This is a genomic window from Dactylosporangium sp. NPDC049140, assembly GCF_040648435.1.
Window position 1 is genome coordinate 1 of record NZ_JBEZDS010000107.1, and the last position, 10,841, is coordinate 10,841.

A 10,841-nucleotide genomic window follows, 5' to 3' on the forward strand; every position below is an offset into this window, starting at 1 on the left:
TGCGCTTGTCGGGCTTGGTGTCCCATCGCAGGAGGAGGACGTTCGTGGGTAACGGTAGCGGTGTGTCCCGTGGTGATCGCAACCGCAATGCGCGGTTGGCTCGGTTGCGGATGCTGGTTCCGCCTGTGAACGCGATTGTCGGTATCGATCTGGCGGACGCCAAGCAGATGGTCGTGGTGACCGATCATGACTCGAAGGTGTTGGCGCGTAGAACGTTCCGGTGCCATGCGTGGGATCTGGGGACGGCGTTGGACTGGGCGGGCAGGCAGGCCGCCGCCAACGGCTTCGCCGGGGTCACGGTGGCGTGCGAACCGACCGGTCACCGCTGGCGGGTGCTGGGTCAGCTGGCCGGGCAGCGGCGGATGCCGTTCGTGTGCGTCCAGCCGATGCTGACGTCGTGGGCGCGGCGCAGTGAGGATCTGACCTTCGACAAGACCGATGAGAAAGACGCGGTGATCATCGCCCGGCTGACGGCTCAGCTGCGCTGCTACGTTCCCGAACCAGTCGATGAGACGTGGGGCCGGCTGCGGCATCTGGGCGCGCGTCGTGGGCAGCTGCTGGTGGACGCCAGTCGGCAGGTCCAGCAGATCCGGGCGCTGCTGGAGTGCGTGTGGCCGGCGGTGTTGCAGACCGCGCGGCAGCCGTTTCGTTCCTCGTCCTGGACTGCGGCGTTGCGCATTGTGGTGGACCGTGATGCAGCAGACCTGGCGCGGACCCGACGCCTGGGTTTGGTGCGGTTCGAGAAGCTGGTGCGGGCGGAGGCCGTGCGACGAGGCAAGCAGCGACTCTGTCTGCGGATCGTGCGGCTGTTGTTTACGGCGTTGACCGACCCTGCTGGCGTGATCGCCCACCGGGCGGGTGCCTTGGAACGGGTTGCGCTGCTGCTCGGCGACTGGCTCGAGACCCAGCACCGGCTGCAGGACACCGAGACGCGGATGACAGCGGTCCTGGACGAGCTGCGCCTGACCGACCTCGTGACGCCGATCCCTGGTCTGTCGGCGGTCGGCGTGGCGGCGATCCTGGCCGAAAGCGGCGACCTGAACCGGTTCCGCAGTGCCCGGGCGTTGGTCAAGCACGCCGGACTGGCACCGCGGGAGAAGCTGTCCGGCACGTTCAAAGGCCGCACGAAACTGACCGGACAAGGACGCCCCGGGCTACGGCTGGCCGCCTGGCGAGCTGTCTGGGGCGCGCAACGCGCCAACCCGGTCTACGCCGCCCGGTTCACCCATCTGACCACCCGGGAGCAGAACAAGCTCACCGTCACCCAGGCCCAGGCCGTGATCGCCGCGGCGATCCTGCGGCAACTGCACGCCGTCGTCACCACCGGCCGGGCCTGGGACCCGGCCATCGCCACCCACGGCACCGAACCCCGCACGGTGATGCCCATCGCTGCCTAACCTCAGCAGGCGGCCCGTCAAGCCCGGTCGGGGCGAGCCCCACGCGGCATTGAGGAACCACGGTTACCTCGACGCACATCATGGGCAGCCCCGCCCGTTGTCTCACCAACCCGATTACACGCTGCTGGGACCAACCCCATTACCGCTATGCCGGGACAGACGACGGACGAGGCACCGACCAAGAGCTTGACCCAGAACGTCTTACGCTGATGTGCGGACGCCAAGATCATGCAGTTACGGCTCCGTGTTGTGGCGGCCGTCCATGGGAGAAGGCGTCTGACTCATGGCTGTTCGGGGTCCGACTGGGTGGGGTTTTAGACGCACAAGCCGAGATCCTGAAAAGACATCACCGGCATCCGGACGCCCTCCGTGCGCCCGTGCCCGGCGCGACGTCATTCGGGCTGCGCGTCCTCGGGGCCTTCCAGGATCAGGACCCGTCATAGCCAGCAAGCGCTGGTAGTAGGACGCCTCATCGCCGTCCAGGGCTGGAATCGCGCGGATGAGCAGCTGCTCGCATGCCGCGAGAGTGTCCCATCTCCCGTCGTCGATTCGGCCCCGGTTTTTCAGCCACGTGTGGACACAACCCGAGACCCTGGAATCGATGCTCACCATCTCGATACCGTTGGCCTCGTCGACTATCAGTCGGCCCGGAAAGACGGCCTCTCGGTGCTCTTCGTAGAGCTCGGCCACTCTACGCAAGGGCCTGTCTGGCATTGAGTCGCCTCCGATCGTCAAGCTGGCGAGGAACTCGCCCCAGAGCGCACTCATCGGCCTCGCGGTGCGTCGACCTTACCCAAGTCTCAACACGGAACGTGACGGTCTTCGGTTGGGCCGTCGTGCAAGACCTGCGGCATAGCGAGCATGCGATCGTGGCTGCGGGGCACGGTGCGCCGTCCGACAACCAGTGTTGGTGGCTGCTATGACGCTGGTGGCGGTGGAATCACCGGTGGCGGGCGCCGCCGTCGACATGGACCGTCTCACCCGTCACCCATCCCGCACCGAGGAGCCACAGCGCGGTGTCGGTGACGTCCTCGAGGGTTCCGACCCTGCCTGCAAGGGAGGCCGCGGCGGCACTGTCGTACAGGGCGCGGCGACGCTCGTTCGGAAGTCGGTCCCAGGTGCCGGAGTCCGTGATGCCGGGGGCGATGGCGTTGACGCGTCGTGGCGCGAGTTCGACGGCCAGATGGGTGACGAGCGCCGCCAGGGCAGCGTTCGCCGTGCCTTTGACGACGGTGCCGGGCTTGGGCTGCCAGCCCACGATGCCGGAGAAGAACAGGAACGATCCGCCGGCAGGCATCCGTGGGGCGAAGTGCTTGGCCAGCAGTAGCGGGCCGACGACTTTGGCGGCGAACGCGGCCTGGATCTTGTCGTGTTCCAGGTCGGACACCGGCACGTCGTGGTGCGCCGACGCTGTGGAGATCACGTGGTCGAAGGCGCCGAGCGACTCCGCCGCCCGCGCGATGGTGCTCTCGTCGGTGACGTCGATCCGGACCTCGGAGCCGGACCGGGCGGCGACGACCGGGGCGGCGCCGGCCAGCCCAGTGCGCCGGACGATCTCAGCGCCGATACCGCGGGCGCCGCCGATGACCAGGATCCGCTTGCCGTTCAGATGCTCACTCATGAGCGTGACGGTATAGATTTGCTACCGGTATCTTCAACGCTACCGAGAGGACCCCATGGGCAAGGCCTACGACGTCATGGCCGCGACGTGCCCGAGTCGCACCGTGCTGCACCGCATCGGGGCGCGCTGGACGGTGTTCGTCGTCAACGCACTGGCGGGCGGGCCGATGCGGTTCACCGAACTCAAAGCGCATATCCGCGGGATCACCCCCAAGGCCCTCGCCGAGACGCTGCGCGCCATGGAGGCCGACGGCTTACTCGTCCGCACCGACCTGGGCGGTAACCCGCCGCACGTCGAATACGCCCTGACCGAGCTCGGCGAATCCCTGCTCGTTCCGCTGCGCGCCATACGACAGTGGGCCGAGACGCACGTCCCGGACATCCTCGCTGCCCGCGAACTCGCCGGCGCCAAAGAGGCCAGAGGGTGATGCCGCGCCCGAACGCCGGGCAGCAGTGAAGGACCGACGACGGCGGCATGTGAGCGCACCACTGGGGCGGGCTGGTCACGGTCGGTATCGATGCCAGGACGGTCCGGCAATCGCGGGGGGCTCGGGAACACCGCGCTTGATCGCGTGCCATGACGCGCGCCATCCATACGGCGGACCGTCGAGCGTCTGGCACACCTCGTGCGCCAGGTCCTCAGCGCTGCGGCCACGCCACGGAGTGTCGACGAAGACCTGGTACGCGTCGTCGATCTGGAGCGCGATGCGGAACAGCTCAGGATTTCGGTGATAGTTGGCGACCCAACTGACCTGCAGCCCGGCCGACTGGAGCCGCTCGCCGTCCAGACGCGCCATGATCAGGCGGCCGGCGGCGCGATCAGGAGTCTCCCAGGAATGGTCAGCAGCTAGTCGGGCCACCTCCGCGTCGTAGACATCGGCGGCGAAGGACACGCCCCGACACATCGGTACTTCTTTCGACCAGTCCCAGTGCACCCGTTCGCCGTCGCGGACGAGGGTGACGTCAGTGGAGCCGCAGCCGTACTCGCCGCACTTGCACCGAGCGATCGGAACGGTACGTGGTTCATTGACGGCTATCAGACGGTTGGTCGGCACCAGCAGGTCGTACGGGTCCATACCGAGTCCAGCCCCAGCGCTGGTCACCTCAACATCGTTGACGTAAACCTGTACCTGAAAGCCGACACTGGCCTCCACTGGCGTCGAGGTCACCTTCAGACGCAGGGTGTCGGTCGCCGGTCGGGGCAACAATCCGCCCGCCCCGACGGTGTACCCGGTCAGTACTGTTCCGGGCTCCGGCAAGTGCAGTTCGTCCAGGGCTGCGCCGAGGAGCTGTCGGAGGTCGTGGAAGGACTCGTCGACCGAAGCTCCGGCAAGTTCGCGCAGGGAGGGTGAGTCCAACCCGTCGACCAGTGCTCGACACGCCGCGTTGATGAGCTCCACCGGGCCGTACCGTTGGTCCGTCGCCCACCGGCCCGCAACGTCGTAGAACTGTTGCTCAGCAGAGCCACCAGTCTCGTCATCCACGCCCACCATCATCGGCGACCGCAGCCGCGAGGGCACCGCACTTTCTCGCGCTCACGCCTAGTACGTCAGTAGCCCCAAGAAACGCTCCAAGCCAAGACGACGCGCGTGTGCGTGGAGGACCGATCCACCCGCCGATGACGTTCCGTAGCGAACCAATCGCGGCATGTGCGGAAGCGTGATCAAGCGGTCGGAACGGCAGTCCGTGTTATCCGCTTGGCGATCGAAGGCGAGAGCCCGAGACCGGGGAACCATGTTGCACTGGCTCTGTCCGCACTGCGGCGTACGTTGCGAGACGAGCCTTCCTGAGCGGGTCAACACGCCGTGCGGTCTGTGCGTCGCCACCGCCACCTGGGAGCAGCTGCCCGCCGCCGCTCACAGGATGATCGACGACGCCATCCGTCGCGGCAACATACCCGGCCTACTGGCGATGCGGGCGGCCGATCCGCCGATCAACCTGCCGCACGCGATGGACGCACTCGAGTACCGGCACCAAGCCGGCGTCCGCCCCGGCGACGCCTCAAGCTGACGGTCTCGATTGCGGACAAGATCGCGGCGCCAGCGGCCACGAGCGTATCGACGTACGGCGACGACCGCGCCCTGCGGCAGATGAGGACGCCGCTTCCGCGCAGTATGGTCGAGGCCGTGCACGCTGTTTCCGCCCTTCCAGGCCTGCCCGAGCTGGCTGAGGTTCGGAAGGTATGGTTCAGCGACTGGTACGACGGGCCGATCACGGGCGTCGCCGTGCACGATGGGCGCGAGTACTGGTTCGTTGTGGTCACCAACGACGCGGCTGGCGGGACGTGGGACTTCGAGCCGCGCGTCTACGTTCTTCACCGGCTCTCCCGCGAGCAGCTGATGCAGGCGTGGGCTATGCATCGAGCCTTCGCAAGTGCGGACTTCCAGGTTGCCTGCATTCGCCACCGTGCGATGCCGCTGGCGCCAGCGCCGAGGATCTGCATGCGCTGCGTGAGCGTTGGCCGTCCGAACTTGAGGCCGGCTTCATGAACGCTCCAGCGATCGGATGGTTCCGAGATGGGTAGGGCTTCGGCACCCGCGCGTTTCCGGAGTGAAGCGCGTTCGTCTGGCGACCCGGATGAAGGGGCGATGTTCGCTCGCGATTCACCTCGCACGATCAGCAGCAGAAGCGGACACTGAGCGCAGACCGTTGCTGGCCGTCCACCGGGCGGCCGCCCATAATTCGAAGACACCGAGCCCCAGACGCGGCGCGGCAGAACGGCGGCGCGATGGGGCCAGTTCCGGGTATGCGGAATCATGACGGAAGCGAGACGAGGGGAACGGTTACCCCCGGCATTGTTGGCCGCGGACTGCGACGCGAACGAGGCTCATACAACCTGAAACGAGACGATGACGACCGAGTACGCGATTGACGCCTTACGCTCCGCGGTCCGGGCGCTTGAGGGGGCCCAGTTCACGGATGTGGGTCGCACCCTTGACATGGTGGAGCTGGGCTTCGTCCGCGGATCGGAGTCGGTCCGGCTGCACGTGCAGTGCCCGTTCCGGCTCATGCGCGGCGACCAGATCGTGCTCGCTACAGCCGACATGCGGTATCCGGTGAACCGTCATGGCGACCGCAACGCCGCGTTCGACGCCCGGACGACTCAATTTGATCGAATCGCTGCGATTCTCGTCGAGAGCGTCCTGGCTGGGACGGCTCACGCGGTCACCCGGGCCGAAGTGGGCGCTGGCGGCGCGGTCCGGCTCGAATGTGGGGACGACCTGCTGGCCCAGATCTTCCCGGACGTGTCAGGACCGATTGAATGTTGGCGGCTGTTCGTCAAGGGCTCAGACGATCACTACGTCTACCGAGCGCGGCCCTGAAGGATTGAGGCGCGTTCAGCGTTCTCCGCCCTTCGGTGAAGTCGTGCACTCGATGTATCGGCTCCGCCGATACATCGAGTGACTGCTGCAGCACGCAAGCGCGCACGCTCGGCGGCATGAGCGCGCGTCCCCTCACGTCTCATAGTGCTGTAGGCCGGTAGCGAAGTGCTTCGTCGACGATGGCCTCGGCCGAGGCGTCCACAAGGTGGGGAGGCGGCCAGTAGATAAGGTCGCTGACTCCAGGTCGAACGGTGTTGGTCTCGAGTACGAGCAGGTAGTAATCCATATCGTTGTCCATTGCCTGGATGCGGCGGACGATCTCGACCAGCTCATCCCGGTTGACGTCCGGGACCTTCGGCCACGCCGGCCGGGCCGCTTGCAGCGCGAAATCCTCGACATTGCGCGAGGACGAGTATGTCATGAAGTGGTAGGGCTCATACTTGTGCCCGGTGTCCTCGTTAAACGCGGCGATGTCCGCACTTGCGTCAGCACCCGACTCCAGAAGCTCTTCAATGGTGCTGATAGCTGCGCAAAGTTGTTCGATACGAGTGCTGGAGACGACGGGTGGAGTGAGTTCGGCGCGGAGTTCCACAGTTGGACAACCTACGCCCTACGGCAAGGTCGACTGCGCTGCCATCGGCAAGACCGTAAGCCGCGACCCCGCCAAGCCGATCACCGTCCGTGATAAGCGCCGGTCGGCCGACACGCACCAACGGCGGCAGATGCGGATGTCGGATCATCCACGTACCGTGCGGGCTCCGTCGGGACGAGCGCAGGCCCACCTTGTGCGCCGACGGCGGCGGAGGAGTCTGTACGTGATGCAGGCGCGTTCGGCAGCCTATAGCGTGCCGACTTACGGCTACCTATGTGAGCCTCAGGGCTCCTCGACCAACGCTCCGCTCCGCGGAGGTCCTACTTGCCGTCTGTCCGTTCATCGCTCTGCCGCTGAGATGGCACGTACTGCGTCCGGAAGTATCGAGGACCGCGCTTGTGCACCACCATGTCCGCCGGCTCAAGTTCGCGGCCGAGAATATTTATTGACATTCGTTGCAGTCGTGAACGACGCCAACCGTCGTGTGAGTTCAGCTCTGGTGGTGCGTTACCCACACGCGCCCACCGGCGACCGTTGCAATCAGTGAAGGTAGCCCCGAAGACCGGCTTGGCCGGCAGGGATTCGTGCCGTCCGACAGTGCCTTCCAGGACCATGTTGACACGGATGTCGAACTCGGCTGATTCCCCAGGGTCGAGCTGGTCCGGCCAAGTCGAGCTCGCGTCCAGTAGGTGAGCGTTAGGTTCAGGCAGGTACGGCATCGCCCTGACCCAGTTGACCACGTTGGGAGTCGGTTCGAGCTTGTCGGACCAGCGTGCTCGCCGACGTATTAGATCGACCACTCGCGCGCGCAGGGAACGCTTCGGATTCGGCCACTGCAGCTTGGGATCATCTGGACGATCGATGCGCATATAGATGTCGAAGATCGGGGCATCGCTGGCGTTGCGGAGCACTCCGCTTATCGAACCTGGCTCCGTCCGGATGTCTTGGAAAAACACGAGTCGCGCCTGCTGGCGCCAGGCGTCCATGCGGTCGGCGGCAGCCAACTCGTCGTCGATTCGTCGTCGGCGGATCTCGTATAGCAGGCCGATAGTGAACCCGCCAAAAGCCAGTATTCCGCCAAGTGCTTGAACCCAGTCGGGGATGTTCCCCCAGTCCAACCCTCCGGCCGCCAACATAACTCCATAGTGACCGCCGGACGCAAGGCCGCTCATCGGCATCTTGTTGACTGGCGGTACGACCGCAGCCCGGCCAGGCTGGGTCGAGGTGATCGGTAGGGTCGCTCTCTCATCGGCTGCCCGCTGTGGTTGGGCGTGGCTCTCGTGGCGTGCGTCCTGCCGGTCGCCGCGGCGTGGAGTGGCTCCAGAGGGGTATGCCCAACGCTCGAAGATGCGCTGCCCTCCCGTCGGCATCAGATCGTCGAGTCGAAGCGGGAGCAGTGTATGGGGCGCGTCATCATCGGCATGGATCCACATAAGCGGTCCGCCACGATCGAGATCATCAACGAGCGGGAGAAGATCCTCGGGCAGGGGCGGTTTGGCGCCGACCGCGACGGCTACATGGCGATGCTCAAGCTTGGCCGGCAGTACAAGGACCGGGTCTGGGCGGTTGAGGGCTGCAACGGCATCGGCCGGCATGTCGCCCAGCGTCTGGTCGCCGACGGTGAAACCGTCCTGGACGTGTCGGCCAAGTTGTCCGCGCGGGCGCGGTTGTTCGACACCGGGCAGGGTCGCAAGACCGACCCGGCCGACGCGCACTGCATCGCCGTCGCCGCGCTGCGTGCCAGCGGCCTGCGGCAGGTCGTCGTCGATGACGTCACGGTCGCGTTGAAGCTGCTGGTCGACCGCCGCGACGAGCTGGGCCGGGCGCGCAGCGAGGTGCTGAGCCGGCTGCACCAGGTGCTGCTCGAGCTCGTGCCCGGCGGGGCGAAGCAGTTCCTGTCCGCCCCGCAGGCCCGGACCCCTGCTCAACACGGTGCGGCCCCGTGACATCGTCGGGCGCACCCGCCGGCAGCTGGCCTCGGAACTGATCACCGAAGTCGCGGTCATCGACAAGAAGATCAAGACCGCCAACACCCAGCTCACCGAGCTGGTCGCCTCGACCGGTAGCACGCTGCAGCAGCTCAACGGCATCGGACCGTCCGGCGCTGCCCGGCTCCTGGGCGATATCGGCGACGTCAGCCGGTTCGCCAGCCGGGACCACTTCGCGTCCTGGAACGGCACCGCACCGATCGACGCGTCCTCCGGCGACCACCGCCGCCACCGGCTGTCCAGAGCCGGCAACCGGCGCATCAACCGGGTCCTGCACATCATGGCCATCGTCCAGCTGCGCAATGACACCGAAGGCCGCGCCTACTACCGACGGAAACTCGCTGCGGGCAAAAGCCGATGGAAGCCATGCGCGCCCTGAAACGCCGCCTGTCCAACGTCGTCTATCAGCGCATGGTCACCGACGCGCAACGCGCCGGGGCAGGCCCGGGAGGGCACACGGGAGCGACTGTGCAATCCAGCGCGGCCGGCTCAATCCCGACAGCCGGCACTTCGGACAAGCCACTTCCCGGACCCGCCACGACCCACTCTAGGACACTCACTTTGGCGGCGTCTTGACACAGAGGGGCGCCATCTTCTTCGCGGCGACGTGACTAGCACCAAAAACCGCGCGGAACGGGTCCGTGCCGTGCCGGTGATGATGTGGGTGGTGCGGTTACCGCGCTCCGAGCTCGGCGGCGTCGCGGAAGGCCAGGCGGTACGGGTGCTCGCCGGCGTGTGGCTCGGTCCACCGCGGCAACCCCGGCCGCAACGCCGGGGCGACGGCCTCGAAGACCAGCTCGATCGCGGCGTCATCGTAGTTCCGGTAGTCCGCGGTGGCCTGCAGCCAGACCCCGCCGGCGGCCAGCGGCCGCACGTCGGCGAAGGCCTTGCTCTCGACCAGCCGCTCGACGCCGCCGAGCTTCGGCAGCAGCTCCTGCGCAACGATCGTCACCCAGGAATAGCCGCGCAGATAGCTGCGGCACTCGTTGACCGCGTACTCCTGGTAGCGCGCGACGAACGGCCGGCCGGCCGGCGGGACGGCGCCTTCGAGCGCCGTCGTCCCGCCGTCGTAGTAGGGGCTGATGTGGCCGAATCCGGGGTTGGTCCGGTCGGCGAACTGGAACAGCGCGTCGAGCCAGCGCCGTTGCTCCTCCGCGCCGCCGGCCGGGTCGAGCAGGTCGCGTTCGAGCGGATGCCCGGCGAGGGTGAGCCAGCCGGGCGATTCCTCCGCATCGATGCGGGCGTTGATGTCGAGCACCTGACCGGCCTGGTAGCCGGATACATCGCGCACACCGAACCACAGGCGTGTCCTGCTCGGCAGCTCGCGCCGCAGCGTCTCGCCCAGCCAGGCGAGCCCGTCGGGCGACCACGGCCCCTCAAGAGCCCGGCGGGCGCAGACCTCCAGCGTACCGAACGGCTGGCCGGGCAACCCGCCGTCGGCGCCAGCCTCCAGACCGGCGCGGAACTGCGGTCGCACGGTCGCGGAGACCACGTCCATCCACTGGTGCATCAGATCGGCGAACGGCCCGGCCGAGGCGTCAACGTTGAGCTGCACGTCCATCGGCAGATTAGGGCCCACCACGGCTGTCATCGTACGCCGATGCAGAAGCAGCCACAGCACGGCGAGTCTTCGTGAATGAGCGCCTGGACGGGGTGGAACACGCTTCCGTCGTGCGTTCACGAGACAGCGTCCACGTGCGAATAGAGCCTGCCGCGCACCGGTCGGCCTGGCCGGTCGCGCTGCCCACCGGGATCGCGGCCGCGGTCATCGCCGTCGCCAACTAAACACCGAGCGCGGCAGCCACCATGATCACGTGCGCGCACATCGGCTGACTCGAAAATCTTGAGTGCGTGGGGCAGGCGGCAGCACCGGGGCGGAGCCGCGGTGGTTTGTGTTGGGTCATGCAGCGGCTGGTTCGTC

The 10,841-nt window shown here is 66.9% G+C and carries 12 protein-coding genes; 7 read left to right on the forward strand and 5 right to left on the reverse strand.

Going from position 1 to position 10,841, the window contains the following annotated elements; genetic code table 11:
* Positions 1–1,397 (forward strand): IS110 family transposase (locus AB0B76_RS57830; RefSeq protein ID WP_360394669.1); only part of this gene is annotated, 1,397 nt, incomplete at its 5' end.
* 940 nt (positions 1,398–2,337) lie between these two features.
* On the opposite strand, the gene AB0B76_RS57835 is transcribed toward AB0B76_RS57830, so the two are convergent.
* On the reverse strand, positions 2,338–3,018 hold the full coding sequence (locus AB0B76_RS57835) for an SDR family oxidoreductase (RefSeq protein WP_360394671.1): 681 nt from the start codon (positions 3,016–3,018) through the stop codon (positions 2,338–2,340).
* A 55-nt stretch (positions 3,019–3,073) separates the two neighbouring features.
* Here AB0B76_RS57835 and AB0B76_RS57840 point away from each other — a divergent pair, with 55 nt between their 5' ends.
* Positions 3,074–3,445: a helix-turn-helix domain-containing protein gene (locus tag AB0B76_RS57840; RefSeq protein ID WP_360394674.1), complete on the forward strand. Its 372-nt coding sequence runs from the start codon at positions 3,074–3,076 to the stop codon at positions 3,443–3,445.
* Between the two features lie 75 nt (positions 3,446–3,520).
* On the opposite strand, the gene AB0B76_RS57845 is transcribed toward AB0B76_RS57840, so the two are convergent.
* Positions 3,521–4,510 (reverse strand): hypothetical protein, encoded by a 990-nt coding sequence (locus AB0B76_RS57845; RefSeq protein WP_360394700.1) that lies wholly within the window; start codon positions 4,508–4,510, stop codon positions 3,521–3,523.
* 241 nt (positions 4,511–4,751) lie between these two features.
* Between AB0B76_RS57845 and AB0B76_RS57850 the strand changes: the two genes are divergently transcribed.
* From AB0B76_RS57850 to AB0B76_RS57860, 3 genes are all read left to right on the forward strand, one after another.
* Positions 4,752–5,027 carry a hypothetical protein gene (locus AB0B76_RS57850; RefSeq protein WP_360394677.1) on the forward strand — a complete coding sequence of 92 codons (276 nt, stop codon included), beginning with the start codon at positions 4,752–4,754 and terminating at the stop codon, positions 5,025–5,027.
* A gap of 116 nt (positions 5,028–5,143) precedes the next feature.
* Positions 5,144–5,506 (forward strand): hypothetical protein, encoded by a 363-nt coding sequence (locus AB0B76_RS57855; RefSeq protein WP_360394680.1) that lies wholly within the window; start codon positions 5,144–5,146, stop codon positions 5,504–5,506.
* 360 nt (positions 5,507–5,866) lie between these two features.
* Positions 5,867–6,340, forward strand: a complete 474-nt coding sequence (locus AB0B76_RS57860) for a hypothetical protein (RefSeq protein ID WP_360394684.1) — start codon at positions 5,867–5,869, stop codon at positions 6,338–6,340.
* Positions 6,341–6,479: 139 nt separating this feature from the next.
* Here AB0B76_RS57860 and AB0B76_RS57865 read toward each other — a convergent pair whose 3' ends face one another.
* Positions 6,480–6,932, reverse strand: coding sequence for a hypothetical protein (locus AB0B76_RS57865; protein ID WP_360394687.1), 453 nt, complete (start codon positions 6,930–6,932; stop codon positions 6,480–6,482).
* A gap of 320 nt (positions 6,933–7,252) precedes the next feature.
* A complete protein-coding gene (locus tag AB0B76_RS57870; protein ID WP_360394690.1) occupies positions 7,253–8,104 on the reverse strand; it encodes a hypothetical protein in 852 nt (283 codons plus the stop codon).
* A gap of 99 nt (positions 8,105–8,203) precedes the next feature.
* Here AB0B76_RS57870 and AB0B76_RS57875 point away from each other — a divergent pair, with 99 nt between their 5' ends.
* Both AB0B76_RS57875 and AB0B76_RS57880 read left to right on the forward strand, forming a co-directional pair.
* Positions 8,204–8,878 carry a transposase gene (locus AB0B76_RS57875; RefSeq protein ID WP_360394693.1) on the forward strand — a complete coding sequence of 225 codons (675 nt, stop codon included), beginning with the start codon at positions 8,204–8,206 and terminating at the stop codon, positions 8,876–8,878.
* Positions 8,865–9,299, forward strand: a complete 435-nt coding sequence (locus AB0B76_RS57880; RefSeq protein WP_360394695.1) for an IS110 family transposase — start codon at positions 8,865–8,867, stop codon at positions 9,297–9,299. The genes AB0B76_RS57875 and AB0B76_RS57880 overlap by 14 nt, the downstream gene beginning before the upstream one ends.
* Before the next feature lie 294 nt (positions 9,300–9,593).
* On the opposite strand, the gene AB0B76_RS57885 is transcribed toward AB0B76_RS57880, so the two are convergent.
* Entirely contained in the window at positions 9,594–10,502 is a 909-nt protein-coding gene (locus tag AB0B76_RS57885) for a hypothetical protein (protein WP_360394698.1), read from the reverse strand.
* Positions 10,503–10,841 lie beyond the last annotated feature (339 nt).

Coding starts and splice junctions, on each gene's coding strand:
- AB0B76_RS57835 (WP_360394671.1), bottom strand. CDS start 3,018: ATGAGTGAGCATCTGAACGGCAAGCGGATCCTGGTCATCGGCGGCGCC.
- AB0B76_RS57840 (WP_360394674.1), top strand. CDS start 3,074: ATGGGCAAGGCCTACGACGTCATGGCCGCGACGTGCCCGAGTCGCACC.
- AB0B76_RS57845 (WP_360394700.1), bottom strand. CDS start 4,510: ATGGTGGGCGTGGATGACGAGACTGGTGGCTCTGCTGAGCAACAGTTC.
- AB0B76_RS57850 (WP_360394677.1), top strand. CDS start 4,752: ATGTTGCACTGGCTCTGTCCGCACTGCGGCGTACGTTGCGAGACGAGC.
- AB0B76_RS57860 (WP_360394684.1), top strand. CDS start 5,867: ATGACGACCGAGTACGCGATTGACGCCTTACGCTCCGCGGTCCGGGCG.
- AB0B76_RS57870 (WP_360394690.1), bottom strand. CDS start 8,104: ATGAGCGGCCTTGCGTCCGGCGGTCACTATGGAGTTATGTTGGCGGCC.